Consider the following 16,266-nt stretch of genomic DNA (forward strand, 5'->3'; position numbering starts at 1 on the left):
AGTCTTGACGCGCACTGGCATTTGATGGGATAGCGTGGAAAGTTCAAGCTTCTATATGGGGGGTTCGTTTCGTGTCTGAGATGAGACGAGTTACGAAGTTGGCCCGCTGGCGATGGCTGGCGGTGGCCTGTGCGATGGCGCTGTTGGCCTCAGCTTGCGGTGGGGGGAACGACGATGACGACGGGGGGGGGGGGGGGGGGGGTGGTGTCGCCGCCGAGGCCACTGCGGCCCCTTCGACTTCCTCAGGCGACGATGACGCACCTGCTCCCAGCGGAGACAGTGGGAGCGACGACCAGCCAAGCACAGATGGCGATGACGGCGGCCAAGATGGGGGAGATGGGTCGGAGGGTTCTTCGGATCCCCAGCCCGCTGCCACCGAAGCCCCGCCCGCCGAGCTGGAACCCCAGTACGGGGGAACGCTGGTGGTGGGATTGGAGGCGGAGACCACCAACGGTTTGAATCCGGTGAACGCCCAGGCCGCGACCTCGGGCCACATCCTGTTCCGGGCGTTGTACGACACCTTGACCCTCGAAGGCGACGACGGCCAGATCGTGCCGAATCTGCTGGAGAGCTTCAGCTCCAACGACGACTTCAGCGAGTGGACGCTCACCCTGCCGCCGGGGATCGCCTTCCACGACGGGACGCCGGCCGACTCGGCGGCGCTGAAGCGCCATTTCGAGGAGAACGCCAAGGGCACGCTCACGGGCATCGCCATCGGCGACTGGGATCTCCAGGAGATCCAGATCGTGGACGATCTTACGGTGAAGCTGGTGCTGGGAGGGCCCTTCGCTCCGCTGCCTTATTTCTTGAGCAGCCATCTCGGCTACTTCGGCGCGCCGGCGATGCACGATATGGGCGCTGAGGGGGCGGCCCGCAACCCCATCGGCACCGGGCCGTTCATGCTGGAGGAGTGGATCCCCAACGAGATCACCCGCATGGTGCGAAACCCGAACTATTGGCGCACTGATTCGCAGGGCCGCAGCCTTCCCTACCTGGACGCCCTCGAATTCCGGCCCATACCCGACACCGACGGCCGGTTCGCCGCCCTCAGGTCGGGCGACCTCGACGCCACCAGCGTGAACACCGGCATCAGGGTCGACGAGTACAACGAGCAGTTCAAAACGTTCTGGCAGGATGAGAAGTACAACGAGACCACCTATCTGCTGCTCAACAACTCCCGACCTCCGTTCGACAACGTGGAGTTCCGCCGGGCCCTGGCCCAGTGTACCGACGTCCAAACCTTCAACACCGTTCGCTGGGATGGACAAGCACCGGCCACCGGCCCGTTCTCGCCGGGCACTCCCGGCTATCTGGAGGACGCCGGGTTCCCGGCCTACGACCCCGATGCGGGAAGCGCGGCCATCGCCCGGCTGGGTATCACCAGCGTTGAGCTCGGCACCACCAACGACCCGGCCAACCTCCTCAACACCGAGCTGATCGCCGCCCTGTGGGGCGACTGCGGGCTTGATGTGTCCATCACCCAGGTCGACCAGGCAGAGTTGATCACCAACGCCGTGTTCGGCCTGTTCACTGCCTTTTTGTGGCGCCAGCACGAGAGCTACAGCTTGGGCGCCGAACGGGTCTGGTGGCACAGCAAGTTCAGCTCGGGAGTCGCCCTGAACTTCGGCCGGATCAACAACCCGGCGATCGACGCCGCTCTCGACGAGGTCTTGACCACCAACGACCCCGAGCGATTGCGGGAACTGGCAGAGAGCATCAACCGGGCGTTCGGCGAGCAAGTCCACTACCTCTGGACTTACCATTCGAATTGGCTGGCCGCCACCCACGACCACGTACACGGCGTGGACAACCTGACCCTGAGCGATGGACAGGAGCACGAGAAGCTGTTCAGCGGGAGATTCTTCTTGACTGAAGCCTGGATAGAGCAGTAGCAGCGGGCTGCGGCGGGGAGGGGCGCCGAAGAGCAGAGGGGCAGACGAGACGTTGCTCCGGTTCCTAGGGACGCGCTTGGCCCAACTGGCGGTGGTCGTGCTGGTGGTGACGCTGCTCTTCTACTGGATGCTGAACCTGCTGCCCGGCAACCCGTGCGTGGCCGCTTTCGGCGGCGCAGCCACCGAGGCGCAGATCGCCGAGTGCGAACAAGACCGCAACCTCGGCGACCCGGTGATAGTGCAGTGGGCCAAGTGGGGCGGCGATGTGCTCACCGGCGACTTCGGCAAGTCGTACCTCACCGGGCGCACCTTCAGCGAGGCCATCTCCAATGCCCTGCCCCGCACTCTTTTGCTATTGGCCTATTCCCAGTTCCTGGCGCTGGGCGCGGCGATTCCCCTGGGGTTGTGGTCGGGATACCGCCAGGGCAGCTCTGGCGACAAGATCGTGAGCGGCGGTGCGTTCGCTCTGCTGTCGTCTCCGGTGTTCGTGGTTGGGCTGATCCTGATCCTGGTGTTTGCCGTGAAGCTGGACTGGTTCGACCTGAGCGGCTATCAGCCGATCTCCGAGGGGCTGGTGGCCCACTTCAAGGTTATGTTCCTTCCCGCGGTGACGCTGGCCTCGGGACTTTTGCCCATCTATCTGAGACTGCTGCGCACCGACGTGATCGGCACCCTGCAAGAAGACTTCGTGGGCACCGCCCGGGCCAAGGGCCTGCCGATTCGCTACGTGCTGTTCCGCCATGTGCTGCGCCCGTCCAGCTTCACGCTGCTCACCATCTTCGGCATCCAGGCGGCCCAAGCGGTGAACGGCGCCATCGTGGTGGAGTTCATGTTCGACCTCGACGGGGTCGGGTCGCTGCTGGTCCAATGGGTGGCTGCCCGCGAGTTCCTGCTGGTCCAGACCCTTGTCGCACTCATAGCCGCGGTATTCGTCGCCGTGACCACGGTGGTAGACCTGCTCTACTCCGTGGTTGATCCCCGGGTCCGGCGAAGATGACCGATGTGACCACCACCGTCCTGCGGGGGTCGGTGTCTGAGGTCGCCTCCCCCAGGCACCGCCGCAACGTGGCCCTGTGGCTGTCGGTGGGGTGGCTGGGCTTGGTGATTGCCGCCGTCGTGCTGGCGCCCTGGCTGGGATTCATAGACGACCCCCACAGGCCGTTGTCGGGCCAGCCCGAAGAGGGGCCGTCGTGGTCGCATTGGTTCGGAACCGACCAGCTAGGCCGGGACATGTTCGCCCGCTCGGTGTGGGGCGGCCGGCTGTCGCTTTCCATCGCCGGGCCCGCGGTGGGCATTGGGATCGTTGTCGGCGGCTTTTTGGGGGTGTTGTCCGGTTTCTTCGGCAAGTGGATCGATCTGGCGGTGAGCAGCGTGATCAACGTGGCGCTGGCTCTGCCGGCGCTGGTGTTCGCCCTGTTCATCGTGACCGTGCTGGGCCAGAGCTACACCAACGTCACCATTGCGGTGACCATTTTGACGATCCCGGCCATTGCCCGCATCGCCCGGGCCCAGGCGCTGCGGTTCGCCGCCCGGGAGTTTGTGACCGTAAGCCGGATGATGGGTTCCAAATGGCCTCGGCTGCTGTTCCGGGAAGTGGTTCCCAACGTGGTGCCGGCCATGGCCTCCATTGCCTTTTTGGCCATGGGAATCGTGATAATCGCCGAGGGGAGCCTGTCGTTCATCGGGGTGAGCGTGGGCTCGCCCAGCATCACCTGGGGAAACATCTTGGCCGCGGGGCGAGGGCGACTCGAAGAGTCCCCCCACATCGCCTTGATAACCGGCGGGGTGATGTTCGCCACTCTTATGGCGCTGAACTTCGTCGGCGATGAGCTGCTGAAGCGCCTCGATGTCCGTGAGGCCCGGATTTAGCCCCGGCCCCTGCTGTTGCTGCTGGCGGGTTGCTGCTGGTCGGGTTTACCGCGAATTGTGACCCCGGCCCCTACTGTTGCTGCTGTTGTTGCTGCTGGCGGGTGCGGGGGGCCTTGACCGCGGCCAAAAGAGAGGGCTGCATCAGGGTGGACGGCTGGCGGGCCGGGTCCATGCGGCGGATCTCAACTGAGGCTTCCACCTCGGGAATGCCTGCCCCGGAATAGACGCCCCGCAGTGGAGGCACATCGTCGTAGTCCCGGCCGTGGCCGATCTTGACGTGCTGGCGGCCCACCGCGAGTTGGTTGGTGGGGTCGAGCGGCAGCCAGCCCACGCCGGGTATGGCCGCTTCGAACCAGGCGTGGGTCTGCACCCTCACCAGATCGCCGTCGATGCGGCCGGTGCGGTCGCTGCTGGAGAACAGGTAGCCCGACACATAGCGGGCCGGGATGCCGATGCTGCGACACAGGGCCACCGCCAGATGGGCGTAGTCCTGGCAGACCCCCGCCCCTTTGGCCAAGACCTCGGTAATGGACACTCCGATCTCGGTGGTGCCGGGCTCATAGGCCAGCCGGCCGCCCACGAACTCGTGCAGTTTGGTCACCGCCCCCACCACATCGGGCTCGGCCTGGACCAGGCTTCGGGCCTCCTGGGCCATGGCATCGTCCCAATCGGTGTGGCGGGTGCGGATGAGGAACTCATTGTGGCCACCGCGGAATTCAGGATCGCCCAGCACTTCCAACCGCGGTGCTGATGACACCGGAAGCGGGTCTTGTGTCTCTACCGAGGCCTCGGCGATGACTTCGAGGGCGGTGTGGCTGTCGGTGACGCCGAACTGGTCGACGCGGGTGCCCCAGTAGTCGGCGAACGACAGCGTCCTCGCCGACGGCTCCACCGTGATCCGGTAGCTCAAGAGCTGCTGGCGGTCGTTGGTGACGGGACAGGCCCGCATCTCGTTTTGGGACTCGCGCACCGGAGCGTCGAACCGGAACACCGTGCGATAGCGGATGTCCAGCCTCACGACGGCATACCAGGATTGGGCAATCGGCGAACCGGGGAACTGGCCCACACTGCGCTCACGACGACACCCCCGGTGCGATGGCCTGGCTGTGGAGGTCGAACGCCTCGGCGTTGAGGAAGAAGTGATTGCTGACGAGGTTGGCCACGTCTCGCACCCCCCCTTCCAGCGCGGAGAGGTGGCGGGGCAGGTCGGCCACCATGGTGTCGAAGTCGGCGTACTCCAGCTCGGAGCGCAACTGCCCCAAGCGGCGGAGCGGCGGCGCCTTGCCCTGGGGGTCTAGGGCTTCGACATGGGCCTCGCTGGCTCGCAGGCAATGGAGCACCGACCGGGGGAATGAGTCGTCTACCAGCAGGAAACGGGCCACATCGGAGCCCAGGGGCGAAGACTGGCTGGCCCGCTGATAGGCCTCCAGCGCCGAGACCGACCGCAGCGTGAGCGCCATCTCGTCATAAGACGAGCCGTCGAGTTCCGGGAAGCGGACGCTGATCAGGCGGCAGGTCATCAGGGCCCGCTCCAGCGTCTGCCCCAGCACCAAGAACCGGTAGCCCTCCCCCTGGGACATGGAGGTGATGATCACCCCGGTGAGCGATTGGCAGCTCACCCGGATGAAGTCGAGAGTTTGGAACGGATCGTGCTCCATTTTGACCGGGAAGTCGCCTTGGCGAAGCTGCAAGTGGAATTGGTTGGTCTGCTCCCACAGCTCGGATGGAATCTGGTCGCGCAGGGATCGGAAGTTCTCCCGAGCGCGGCCGATGCAGAAGGTCACCGACCCGGCCAGCGAGGGGGAGGTCGCCAACGCGGAGGCCGCCGCCTGGACGTCGATGCCCAACCCGGCCTCGCTCCGCAGCATGGGAGGCGTTGGGGTCATGTGCTCGGCCATGGTTTGCACGTCTTCGGAGGGGGTGGGCACTTCCAGGCGCAGGGTGCGGATCAAGTTCTGCATGCGGTCGATGGCCTGCGCCGGGCTCTCGCCCACGGTGCTGAGCAGCGTGGCCCGCACCATCCGGGCGGTGTCCTCGGCCCGCTCGAGGTAGCGGCCGGCCCAGAACATGTCCTCGGCGTGTCGGCCCAGCATCAGCCTCGAACCCCCGCTGCCGGCTGCTCAGGGCTGCCCAGGACCCAGGTGTCCTTGGAACCGCCGCCCTGCGAGCTGTTGACGATGAGCGATCCCTCCCGCAGGGCCACTCGGGTGAGCCCGCCGGGGATCACCTCCACCTGTTCCCCGCACAGCACGAAGGGGCGCAGGTCGATGTGGCGGGGGGCGAATTGGTCGCCGGCCCACGCCGGGAGCCGGGACAGGTTGACCACTTCCTGGGCGATCCAGTTGCGGGGATCGTCCAAGATCTTGGTGCGGGCATCGGCCAGTTCGGCATCGGTGGCCTTGGGGCCGATCACGATGCCGTAGCCCCCCGACTCGGCCACCGGCTTCACCACCAGTTGGTCGAGCCGCTCCAGCACCTCGTCCCGCTGGTCCTGCTCCCACAGCAGATAGGTGTCGGCGTTGGGGATGATCGGCGCCTCGCCCAGGTAGTAGCGGATCATGTCGGGCACATAGGCGTACACCGCCTTGTCGTCGCCCACCCCGTTGCCCACCGAGTTGGCGAGCGAAACCGTGCCCGCCCGGGCCGCGGCCATCAGCCCGGGCACCCCCAGGGTGGAGTGGGGGTTGAACACCACCGGGTCCAAGAAGTGGTCGTCGATGCGCCGGTAGATCACGTCCACCCGCTCCAAGCCCCGAGTGGTGCGCATGGCCACCACATGGTCGTCCACCACCAGGTCGCGGCCCTCCACCAGCTCCACGCCCATGCTTCGGGCCAAAAAGGCGTGCTCGAAGTAGGCCGAGTTGAAGATGCCCGGAGTCAGCACAACCACGGTGGGGTCGTCGCCGCAGGCCGGCGGGGCGATGGAGCGCAGGGCCCGCAAAAGCGAACGCCCGTAGTGGTCCACCGAGCGGACGGACAGGTCGGCGAATGCCGCGGGCAGGAGCTTGGTCATGGCGGCCCGGTTCTCGATCACATAGGAGATGCCGCTGGGGTTGCGCAGGTTGTCTTCCAGCACCCGGTAGCCACCGTCGGCGTCGCGCACCAAGTCGATGCCGGCCACCAGGCAGCGAGCCCCCAGCGACACCGCCACGTTCATGGCCTCCCGCTCGAAGCCAGTACACGAGGTGATCAGCCGGCGGGGCACGATGCCGTCGTGGATCACGGCCTGCTCGCCGGCGTAGATGTCGTCGAGGAAGCGGTTGAGGGCGGTGACCCGCTGGATCAAGCCCCGCTCCAGCATGGCCCACTCGTCGGCGTCGATGATCCGGGGGAACAGGTCCATGGGCCAAGTGCGCTCGGTGCCCTCGTCTTCGCCGTACACCGTGAAGGTGATCCCCTGGCGGCGGAAAGACTCGTTGCGCTGGGCTTCGAGCCCCTTCACCTGCTCCAGCGTCAGCCGGTCGAACCACTCCTGCACCGGCCGGTAGTGATCGCGGATGAGCCCTTGTTCGTCGGTGTGCTCATCGAAGAAGCCTGTTCTCGACATCGGCCTCAGCGTAGACCCATTGGCCAAGGTTGGCTGTCACTCCCCCTTGTTACTCTCTTGGCCATGAGCATTAACCGCACTCGCAGCTTCCTCTACAAGTTGTCCAAGTTCTTGGGCGACGTGAACGCGGTGAAAAGAGGCAGGGTTGGCAAGCGCATAGCCCGCCGCGCACTGGGCAAGGCCACCGGGCGGGGCATGGGCAAGCTGTTCCGGTAATCAAGCCTCACAACAAAAAGCCGGCCGCCCTCGCCGCTCATCGGTCAAGGGGACCGGACTTGCGTTATCCGGCCCGCCGATCCCCATGCCGTGTCGGCGGTGAGCACGTCGGTGTCGAGTCGGGTTGCCAGGGCCATGCAGAAGCGGTCTGCCAGCGAGAGCCCTTCGCCCGGCTGCCAGCGCTGTGCTGCCCACTCCGCGTCTTCGCCGGTCACCGGTTCGATTTTGATCCCATAGCTGAGAAGCAGTGCTCGGACAAGGTCCCAGTCGCGGCCCGCGGCCATCACCTTCTGAGCGACCTCTGACCAGTTGGCCGCCCCGCACAAGGCACCGCTGGCCAGTGCTTCCTCGACCGCCTGGGTGCCGTCTTCGTCCTTCACGAAGGCCAAGATTGCCGACGCATCGAGAACGATGCTCACACTGCGCCATCCTCTAGAGCGGCGGCTTGGCGGCGATCAGCGAGCAATTCGGCCACCAGGTCGAGTCCAAGAAGCTCGCGGCGCACCCGGGCGCGGAGCTGCTCGCGGGTTAGCAGCACCAGGCCATCAGGGGTTTCCAAGAGGATTAGTGGCGTGCCCTCGCGTAGATCAGCCCGCTCCCGCACCTCCGCAGGGATAACCACACGCCCTCGGTCTCCCACTGAAAGCGCATATGTCCCACTCATTACTCAAATGTACCACTTTATAGTTCTATGTGGGCACCAAATAGCTTAAGTGGTATGACTCTCAGAAGGCGGGTAGACAACCGCGGTCATCTCGGCGCCGGTGAGGGTGATGATCTTGACGGCCACGTTGTTGCCGGGTCGGGGTGGGGCAAAGGGTTGAGACACGGTGCCGCACAGGGCTTCCTCGGCTGTCTTGTCGAGTTCTTTGCCGAGTGACTTGACGAGCTGTTTGATCTGGGTGTCGCCGCGCTTGTAGCCGGGCATATACACCAGACGGGGGAAGAAGCCGGTGCCGTCGTGGTCGGTGTCGACCATCCAGCAGTCCACATCGGCACCGCTCGACTGCTTTACCCGGCCAGTGGAAGGGTCGTAGGTGTCGTAGCCGGCCAACTCCACCACCAGATTGCCTTGGCCGTCGCGCTCGCACCACACATCGGGCTCGCCCAACAGGGTGAGCGCGCCGGCGTCGGGCTCGATGCCCAGGCCGGGGATTTGCAGGTCGCGCGACGCAGCCACCTTGTGGACCCTTACCGCACCGGCGTCGGTGCTGGCCGCGTCCTCGAAGGCGCTGGCCACGATGATGAGATCGGAGATGTCGCGGCGGGCCCGCCGGGCCTCGCCGGCCGCTATGGCGATCATGTCGGCATTCACCGTTACATCGGAAGCGGCCAGCACGATGGCCGCGGCCAACCGGGTTTCCCGACCGGGCGCGGTGCAGTCGGCCTCGTGCGACACCAACTGGCTATGGGGCCAGGGGGTGGTCTCGACCACGCTCAACACCTCTTGGCCCGAGGCATCGCAAATGGGATGGGCGACCAGCGCCTCTAGCAGCCGCTCGGCACTCTGGCCTTCGGCCGCTCCGATGTCGGCGGCGGGCGCAGACGGGTTTTCGCTGAACGGCAGATAGGCGTAGGGCGAGGCCGACTCCACCGTGAACGGCCCGGTCAGCCGGGAGCGCTTGGTGTCTTTCTTGGGCCGGTCGACCAGATAGATGGTGTTCTCGGGATCGTTCACCTTGTCGTAGGCCAATGTGGCTGCCGATACCCGTTGCATGGTCTCCACCTCGAGCCCCGCGGCCGGATCGCTGCCCCCGTCGCGGGTGCGGTACCAGGGGTGGACCGCGGTGAGCAGATGGCGACGGGCCACCGCAATGGACACCCGCCCGACGTCGATCCCGATCCACCGCCGCCCCCATTGCTCGGCAATGTGCGGCGTGACCCCGGAACCACAGGTGGGATCAAGGACAAGATCGCCCGGATCAGTGGACATGAGGATGCAGCGCTCAATGAGACTGGTGGCTGTCTGAACTACGTAGCGCTTGCTCTTTCCGAGCTGCGCAGTCTTGTGCCAGATGTCATTCAGTTTTCGACCTGGTACTTCATCTTCATATTGTTTCCAGCCCAGCGACCCATTTTCCCCGGTTCCGTGCAATCGGTTTAGTTCCGCTAAGCGATCCAGACCGCACTGCCATTCTTCGCCGCCGTCAGGCGGCGAAATCACTCCAGTGGCGCGTGCCTTAGTACCAGTGGCGTGTCTCTGCTCCTCAGGAGTAGAGACACGCCACTGGCGCGTGTGCCCTGAGTGGTAAGTATGACCATTGTAGTCATAAGAGCAAGTTCTGCCGGTGTTTGACGCTCCAGCAGATGTCAGAGGCTGAGCTCGGAATATACGTGATCCTTTGGGTAGCATTTGAGGGTCTTGTTTTTCTTGTTTAGTCAATTTCCGAACCTCACCATTATCCAATTCAACCATTGCATAAGAAACGAAATGTTCGATGATTTCCTTTCTGTCAAGTTCCTCATATACTGATCGATATTTTGCCGATTCGATGCTCTTTGAATACCATAAAATATACGAAGATGTTTCCGGCAAGGTGTTTGATGAAGTAGTTCCAGCTGTTCTCCACGTAATCGTCGCCACTCTATTCTCATCTCCGAACACTTCGTCGCATAGCACGGCTAAGCGATGTACGTTGTCGTCGCCAATTTGCAAGAACAGCGAGCCTGAGTCGGTCAAGAGCTCGCGGAACAGCACCAGTCTCTCGTGGATTTCGTCGAGGTAGGAGTGGATGCCGTTTTTGTAGGTATCCCGAAATGCCTTGATTGGCATGGTGTCGCCCATCGGGATGCCGGTGGGATCGTTCTTGGTTTCTAGATTGTCGGTGGCGGTCATGAAGTTGGAGTTGTATTTGATGCCGTAGGGCGGATCGAAGTAGATCATCTGCACTTGTCCGGCCAGGCCGTCTCGGGCGATGAGCGATTGCATCACCTCGGCCGAGTCGCCGTGGATGAGGCGGTTCTGCCAGTGGCCGGAATGCTGGTAGAACTCCCATTTCTGGGCGTCGGCGGGCAGGCCGTTGAAGTCGTCGAGCAGGTTGAGGGGCACCCCGGCGTCGGGGCGGCGGAGTTGGTCGATCATGGTGAGCGGGTTGATCTTCTCCCTGGTGTAAAGAGGCGTTCCCGCAAAGTTGTGGGGGCCGTCTTCGGCGGAGGTGCGGCCTTGGCGGTCCCAAGCCAGCCGGGGCATCGGCTCGGCGGCGCGGTCGCTGGTTGCTTGCTCGACGGGAAGACCAGTGTCGGTTCGGGTCACGGTGAACTCCTTGGGTTGGCGTTGATCGTCGTCCATCAGCGGGGCAGTCTCTGCTGTCGGCTGATACACCCGCGACGCCCGCTCGTGGCGGTACGAACCCGGAGGGCGAGGCGGGCCAGGGGATCGTCGAGCCACTACGCCGCTCCTTTCTCGAGGGCCGCCTTGATGGCCAAATCGAGTTGGTAGCGCACCGATAGGGCGTCGTCGATCACCCCGTAGTGCCAGCGGCGCAGCTCATCGGGGAGTTCGTCGGTGCCGGCCACGCACGGAATCCAGTGGTTCTCGGCCCATGCCCGAGCAGCGATGGCCTTGTCATCCCAGGCACCTTTGCACTCCACGATCAAGTTCACGTCGCCGTCGAGTTTGGCCACGAAGTCGGGTTCGTAGCGCCGCCATACGTTTTCGTCCCAATAGGGGATGCTCCAGCCCAACTGGAAGTTGCGGGCCCAGGCCACCACCCGGCGGTCGGCGTCGAGCGCCTCGGCACACAGCAACTCCAGGTTCGAGTGGCAGGCGGCGTGCGACAACTCAGAGCGAGCCGCCTCGTGAATGTGGGCCAGCGTGGTCTCGAAATCCACCCGGGCAGTGTCGAAGATGGGGGGCTGGGCCAGCCGGGCCCGGCGGGGCGATGCCGACTCGGCACCGAAGTCGCAGGCGTCCAGGATGGCCTCGGCGGCTTCGAGTCGGTTGGAGGGGTCGGCCACCACCGTTCGCAGGTCGTAAACCTCTTTGGTGGGATCGCCAGCCACGTTGGGATGGGTCGCCCACTGGCCCACCGCGGCCAGCGCCGAGCGGAACAACGAGGCTCTACCTTGTTGGCGCGTCTCGGCCTGGTTGTCGGCGGGGTCGTGGTTGGGGTCGCCGATGGTCAGATGGCTGGCGATCTCAGAGGCCAACCAAATTTGGGCAGTTCGCTCTCGGTCCCCATCGGCCAATGAGCTGATGATCGCTTCTTCGCCCACCGAGCCCTGCAAAGCGGTGGTGGTGGCTGTTTTCTGAGGCTTGGGATTCCACGGCTGCACCTGATTCAGCTCTAGGGCGAATTGGCCTTGCGGGGCGACCCGCACGTACTCGATCACCTGGGGCCACACCACCCGCAGTTGGCGGCGGCCCTCCACGGTGTAGACCCGGGTGCGGGGCTTGGGCGGCTTGGGGGCAATGGGCTGGCTAGCGCCGGGCATGAACTCGAAGGGGATGCCCACCACCTCGGCGTACTCAGCCTCGAGCAACACGCGCCCTTCCGCGTCGGGTTCTCGCAGCGCGTCGTAGGCCGTGCGGCGAAGCGCCCGGCCGGTTACCTGCTCGCACAGAAGCTGGGTGCTGAAGGCCCGGAATCCCACGATGTGGGTCACGGTGCGGGCATCCCACCCCTCGGAGAGCATGGCCACCGACACCACGCAGCGAACGTCGGCGCCGGGAAGGCCGGGCTTGCCCACGGTGTTGAGCATCTCCCGCACTGCGGCCTCGGCGTCCTTCTTGCTGTCGAGCCCCGCGGTTCGCACCAGCAGGGCCTTGAGCGGGTCGGGGATGGCGTCGCCCTCGGCTACCTTGCTGTGGACGACGAGGGTGTGGGGCGAGCTATGCCAGTTGCCGTGCTCGTCGATGTTGGAAAGCTCTGGGTAGGCCCCCGGCTGGGCGGTGCCGTCGGCATCGATCTTTCCGGCCAGGTGCTCGTAAAGCGCAGTGGCGTTCTTGATGTTGTCCACCACGAAGATGACGACCGGAGGTGTGGGCTGCTCTCTCTCTCTCTCTCTCTCTCTCTCTCCGAGCGTCGCCTTGCCAGACTCCCAGTGTGCGCTTCCAATCTTCGACCACCGCGGCCACCGCGCCGCCCAATGCCTCTGGAAGCCTCCCGGTGTTGTCGGAGTTGCGGAACCATTCCGCCAGCTTCTTGGGCTGCGTGTTCTGGTGAAGGCGGCGCCACACCGTCTCGTCGCGGGAGCTGTCGTCGTCGATGGGCACTCGGGGTACTTTCACCAACCCCGACTCGATGGCATCCATCAGCCCGAAATCCGACGCCACCCACTGGAACTGCTCAGGCTCAGACTTGCTGGCGGTGTCGATCCAAAGCGGCGTGGCCGAGAAGTCGAGCACCGGATTGGCCTGCCCGCCCTCGGCATCGGTGCGGCCCAGCACCCCCACATCGCGAAGCGCCCGGATGGCGTTGAACCACACCGACGCCCGCCGGTCTTCGTCGCGGTCGGCTCTGGCCCGCTTTGCTTGCGGGGGCAGGTAGCAGTGGTGGGCCTCATCGTTGATCACGCACACCCCGGCGGGCCCGGCCCCGTCGACAAGGTCGCCCAGTACCCGGCGGACCGCCGCCTCCCAAGACTCAGTGTCGTCGCCCCGGCTCTTGCCGAGCAGCTTGCGGGCCTGGCTGTCGCCGATCAAGTCCTTTTGGGTGAACGCCTGAAAGTTCACGATTTGGACCCTGGCCAAATTGAGCTGTTGGCGCATGTCTTGGGGCACGATGCCCATGTCGTCGTACACGTTGTTGGGTGCGGAGGGGGCTAGCACGCCGAGGCGCTCACGAACGGTGTGGCCGGGAGCAAACACCACAAACCGGTTGGTGTGCATGATGTTGCGGGTGCGGGTGGAGCGGGCCGCATTCAGCGTTTGCCAGGCGATCACCATTCCCATCACCGCGGTCTTGCCCGTGCCGGTGGCCATCTTGGCGCAGATTCGCACCATCTCGTCGTTGTGCTTGCGGGCTTCGCCTTCTAACTCCCGTCGCAGAGGGTTCTGGCGGGTGGACACTTCCCGCAGCCATATGAGCGTTTCCACCGCCTCCACTTGGGCGAAGAACAGGCGGTGCCTCATGGCCTGGGGGTCGGTCCAATGCTGAAGGAGGCGGCGGGTGGTGGCGGTGACGCCGGGATGGCCGTCGGCCCGCCACTGCGACACCTCGGCTCGAACCCTCTCCACCGTCTGGTTCACCTTGCGGTCGCTCAAATGGAGCGCCTGCTGGCGACCGGCTTTGCGATCTTCGGGGACGCTGATGCTCACCGGCGGGCGGCGCCCCGGTATCGGCGGCTTGCCCTGCTCCGCTCGACCGGAGTCGTCCAGCGCCCAATGCCGGTCGGGCGGGTCATACGGCGAGCACAGCACCGGATCAATCGCAGGATCGCAAACGGCCTCATTCACCGACGCCAACTCCCCCTACCCGTCATTCAGCCGGGAGGCTATCAAGTCGGGCTAGCCGGACTTGCACCGGCCTCGAGCACTAGGCGCGGGCGTCGATGACCCGCAGTGGGCCATTCCAGGCGATCATCTCCTGGGCCATCGTGATCAGATCACATCCGGCGAGAATTGCCGTGGCGACGATCAGCCAGTCACCTCATGGGTGGGGCACCAATCGACACCCCATTCTTCTTCGCCCATGTTGTCGATATCTGCGCCGGGTTCTATTTTGATCAGCTTGCTGTAGCGGTCCCAAAAGCTCGTGGGCTGCTTAGGGCAGGGCGTTACCACGGCCACCGGACGGCCGTTCTTTGTGACAGTGACGGCATCGCCGTCTTTTTCCACCTGGTCCAAAATGCGAGAGCAGTTCGCCCGAAACTCCGAGAATGGGATCGAATCGGGGAGCACTGCGGGACGGGCGATGGTTGACATGGGACGCCTCCCTGCGTTTCTGTACAAGTCGATTGTACTATGTCGACAGGGTCGGGCTGGCCGGATTTGAACCGGCGACCCCCTGCTCCCAAAGCAGGTGCGCTGACCAAACTGCGCCACAGCCCGTGCTGGGGCCAAGGGTACTAGGCGGCAGGGTAGGGGAGAGAAGCCTGTTTTCTGCGGCGCCGTTCGGCCGGCCCAGCTAGGACAGGGCTTGCTCCACCTGGTCGAGGGCTTCGTCCTCGGACACGTTCAACGAGAAGCTCAGCTCCGACACCAGCACGTTGCGGGCTTTGTTGAACAGGCTCTTCTCACCGGCGGACAGCCCCTTGTTCTGGTCTCGCAGCGCCAGGTTCCGCACCACCTCGGCCACCTGGTAGACATCGCCCGACTTGAGCTTCTCCTGGTGGTTCTTGAATCGGCGGCTCCAGTTGGCCGGCTCGCGCACGTCGCGCTTGCGGAGCACCTCGAACAGGTCTTCCACGTCCTCCATCGAGATGGGCCAGCGCATTCCCACCTCTTCTGCTTTGTCCACGGGCACCGACAGCACCATCTCGCCGTGGGCCATGCGCAGCACGAGGTACTCGGTCTTCTCCCCGAAGGCCTCCTTCATCTCCTTTTTGACGACGGTTGCCGCCCCGTGGTGGGGGTAGACGACCTTGTCACCTCTTTTGAACGTCATCTCACTCCGAAGTGGGCTCAGGGGAACCCCATAAGGATGCCATCATCGGGGGCCGTTTCGCATCTTGGCTGGCCTCTTGCTGGCCTGCCCTCGCTTTTGGGCTGAACTTCATGCACCACGGCGGCTCAGCGGCCAAGATGGGCGGAGATGGCTTCGCTTCGTACCGAGACAACCGAGATCGTCACCGGGCTGGGGATGCTCGGGCTGGCGTCGGTGGACGAGGCGCTGGCGGCCCGGCCCGCCGAGATGGTGGGAGTGGAGGGCCGTCACTACGACAAGCTGGCGGGCGCCCGGGCCGACGGAAAATACGGGTTGCAGTTCGAGGAGGCCTGGGCCAACGGCATGGCCTTCGCCGCGGCCGATGATGGATTGCGGGGAAGGCAGCCGAAGCGGGTGGAGTGGAAGGGGCCCCACCAGGCACCCTCCGACGAGCAGACGCCCGCTGATCTGCGGATCGACCATGTGTACCTGGTGAGCTGCAAATACGGGTCGAGGCTGCTGCACAACGTGTCGCCGGGCCATCTGTTCGAGCGCCTGTTGGCGGTGAGGCAGGGGGCGGCGCGGGACTGGTATGCCGAGGTGGCCCGAGAGGAGTATCAGGCCTTGTATCAGGCCGCTCGGGAGTACTTGGCCGGCCACGAGGAAGGCTTCGACGATCTGCCTGCGGCGGTGACCGACTTGGACGCCGGCCAGCAGAAGCGGTTGAAGCGCCCGTTCTCCCGCCGGTGGCCCGATCCGCTGGCCGAGCCGGCCCGATGGTTCTCGGTGGCGGTGTCGCAAGCCTCCGCCGAGCGGTGGCTGAGGGCCCTGGGTAGCCGGGCCGGCCGGCGAGAGGAAGCGCTGTGGCGCATGCTGCGGCTCCAGCCCGGGCCCTATTTCGTGTTGGGCACCGACCACCGCCGACGACCGGTGCGCTACCGGGTGGACACCCCGTGGGACTTCCGCCAGCGGTACGCGTTCAAGTCGTTCGACGTGTGGCCGGAGGCCAGGGTGCAGCCGGTGGTGCGCTGGCGGGGCGACCTGATCGTCAAGGCCACCGACACCCCAGTGCATGTGGACGGCCATGTGGAGGTGCGCTGGAGCCATGGACGGTTCCAGGGCTCGCCCGAGGCCAAGGTGTACCTCCGCACCCCCCACTTGGACACCCCGGGCTATACCGAGCTTTCGTGAGCATTTCCGACGACGTGAAGGGTTT

14 protein-coding genes and 1 tRNA gene are annotated in these 16,266 nt (G+C 65.0%); 5 read left to right on the forward strand and 10 right to left on the reverse strand.

What is annotated here, in order from left to right; genetic code table 11:
• Window positions 1–80 precede the first annotated feature (80 nt).
• The 3 genes from ACOGXA_RS16445 to ACOGXA_RS16455 are packed head-to-tail and all read left to right on the forward strand — an operon-like array spanning window position 81 to window position 3,761.
• Entirely contained in the window at window positions 81–1,892 is a 1,812-nt protein-coding gene (locus ACOGXA_RS16445; RefSeq protein WP_419924928.1) for an ABC transporter substrate-binding protein, read from the forward strand.
• A 52-nt stretch (window positions 1,893–1,944) separates the two neighbouring features.
• On the forward strand, window positions 1,945–2,889 hold the full coding sequence (locus ACOGXA_RS16450; RefSeq protein ID WP_419924929.1) for an ABC transporter permease: 945 nt from the start codon (window positions 1,945–1,947) through the stop codon (window positions 2,887–2,889).
• 5 nt (window positions 2,890–2,894) lie between these two features.
• On the forward strand, window positions 2,895–3,761 hold the full coding sequence (locus tag ACOGXA_RS16455; RefSeq protein WP_419924930.1) for an ABC transporter permease: 867 nt from the start codon (window positions 2,895–2,897) through the stop codon (window positions 3,759–3,761).
• Window positions 3,762–3,831: 70 nt separating this feature from the next.
• Here the strand turns inward: ACOGXA_RS16455 and ACOGXA_RS16460 are convergent, their stop codons facing one another.
• The 3 genes from ACOGXA_RS16460 to ACOGXA_RS16470 are packed head-to-tail and all read right to left on the reverse strand — an operon-like array spanning window position 3,832 to window position 7,308.
• A complete protein-coding gene (locus ACOGXA_RS16460) occupies window positions 3,832–4,779 on the reverse strand; it encodes a transglutaminase family protein (protein WP_419924931.1) in 948 nt (315 codons plus the stop codon).
• A 55-nt stretch (window positions 4,780–4,834) separates the two neighbouring features.
• Entirely contained in the window at window positions 4,835–5,854 is a 1,020-nt protein-coding gene (locus tag ACOGXA_RS16465; protein WP_419924932.1) for an alpha-E domain-containing protein, read from the reverse strand.
• Complete coding sequence (locus ACOGXA_RS16470; protein WP_419924933.1) at window positions 5,854–7,308, reverse strand: circularly permuted type 2 ATP-grasp protein; 1,455 nt, start codon at window positions 7,306–7,308, stop codon at window positions 5,854–5,856. The genes ACOGXA_RS16465 and ACOGXA_RS16470 overlap by 1 nt, the downstream gene beginning before the upstream one ends.
• A gap of 63 nt (window positions 7,309–7,371) precedes the next feature.
• Here ACOGXA_RS16470 and ACOGXA_RS16475 point away from each other — a divergent pair, with 63 nt between their 5' ends.
• Entirely contained in the window at window positions 7,372–7,524 is a 153-nt protein-coding gene (locus ACOGXA_RS16475) for a hypothetical protein (RefSeq protein ID WP_419924934.1), read from the forward strand.
• A gap of 44 nt (window positions 7,525–7,568) precedes the next feature.
• Here ACOGXA_RS16475 and ACOGXA_RS16480 read toward each other — a convergent pair whose 3' ends face one another.
• The 7 genes from ACOGXA_RS16480 to ACOGXA_RS16510 all read right to left on the reverse strand — a co-directional run bounded on the left by ACOGXA_RS16480 (window position 7,569) and on the right by ACOGXA_RS16510 (window position 15,071).
• Window positions 7,569–7,943: a PIN domain-containing protein gene (locus tag ACOGXA_RS16480; protein ID WP_419924935.1), complete on the reverse strand. Its 375-nt coding sequence runs from the start codon at window positions 7,941–7,943 to the stop codon at window positions 7,569–7,571.
• Complete coding sequence (locus ACOGXA_RS16485; protein WP_419924936.1) at window positions 7,940–8,188, reverse strand: AbrB/MazE/SpoVT family DNA-binding domain-containing protein; 249 nt, start codon at window positions 8,186–8,188, stop codon at window positions 7,940–7,942. Before ACOGXA_RS16485 ends, ACOGXA_RS16480 begins: the two co-directional genes overlap by 4 nt.
• 45 nt (window positions 8,189–8,233) lie before the next feature.
• Window positions 8,234–10,912: a site-specific DNA-methyltransferase gene (locus tag ACOGXA_RS16490; protein WP_419924937.1), complete on the reverse strand. Its 2,679-nt coding sequence runs from the start codon at window positions 10,910–10,912 to the stop codon at window positions 8,234–8,236.
• A 1,443-nt stretch (window positions 10,913–12,355) separates the two neighbouring features.
• A complete protein-coding gene (locus ACOGXA_RS16495) occupies window positions 12,356–13,921 on the reverse strand; it encodes a DEAD/DEAH box helicase family protein (RefSeq protein ID WP_419924938.1) in 1,566 nt (521 codons plus the stop codon).
• Between the two features lie 180 nt (window positions 13,922–14,101).
• Entirely contained in the window at window positions 14,102–14,389 is a 288-nt protein-coding gene (locus ACOGXA_RS16500) for a type II toxin-antitoxin system Phd/YefM family antitoxin (protein WP_419924939.1), read from the reverse strand.
• A 51-nt stretch (window positions 14,390–14,440) separates the two neighbouring features.
• Window positions 14,441–14,515, reverse strand: a tRNA-Pro gene (locus ACOGXA_RS16505).
• 76 nt (window positions 14,516–14,591) lie between these two features.
• On the reverse strand, window positions 14,592–15,071 hold the full coding sequence (locus tag ACOGXA_RS16510) for a CarD family transcriptional regulator (RefSeq protein ID WP_419924940.1): 480 nt from the start codon (window positions 15,069–15,071) through the stop codon (window positions 14,592–14,594).
• A 147-nt stretch (window positions 15,072–15,218) separates the two neighbouring features.
• Here ACOGXA_RS16510 and ACOGXA_RS16515 point away from each other — a divergent pair, with 147 nt between their 5' ends.
• Window positions 15,219–16,241, forward strand: a complete 1,023-nt coding sequence (locus ACOGXA_RS16515; protein WP_419924941.1) for a hypothetical protein — start codon at window positions 15,219–15,221, stop codon at window positions 16,239–16,241.
• Window positions 16,242–16,266: the final 25 nt, after the last annotated feature.

Source organism: Candidatus Poriferisocius sp. (assembly GCF_965208475.1).
Lineage (GTDB): Bacteria > Actinomycetota > Acidimicrobiia > Acidimicrobiales > Bin134 > Poriferisocius.

Bases quoted from the DNA above. Each gene is read 5' to 3' on its own strand.
- ACOGXA_RS16465 (WP_419924932.1), bottom strand. From the start codon at position 5,854: ATGCTGGGCCGACACGCCGAGGACATGTTCTGGGCCGGCCGCTACCTC.
- ACOGXA_RS16470 (WP_419924933.1), bottom strand. From the start codon at position 7,308: ATGTCGAGAACAGGCTTCTTCGATGAGCACACCGACGAACAAGGGCTC.
- ACOGXA_RS16475 (WP_419924934.1), top strand. From the start codon at position 7,372: ATGAGCATTAACCGCACTCGCAGCTTCCTCTACAAGTTGTCCAAGTTC.
- ACOGXA_RS16445 (WP_419924928.1), top strand. From the start codon at position 81: ATGAGACGAGTTACGAAGTTGGCCCGCTGGCGATGGCTGGCGGTGGCC.
- ACOGXA_RS16500 (WP_419924939.1), bottom strand. From the start codon at position 14,389: ATGTCAACCATCGCCCGTCCCGCAGTGCTCCCCGATTCGATCCCATTC.
- ACOGXA_RS16515 (WP_419924941.1), top strand. From the start codon at position 15,219: ATGGCTTCGCTTCGTACCGAGACAACCGAGATCGTCACCGGGCTGGGG.
- ACOGXA_RS16510 (WP_419924940.1), bottom strand. From the start codon at position 15,071: ATGACGTTCAAAAGAGGTGACAAGGTCGTCTACCCCCACCACGGGGCG.
- ACOGXA_RS16485 (WP_419924936.1), bottom strand. From the start codon at position 8,188: ATGAGTGGGACATATGCGCTTTCAGTGGGAGACCGAGGGCGTGTGGTT.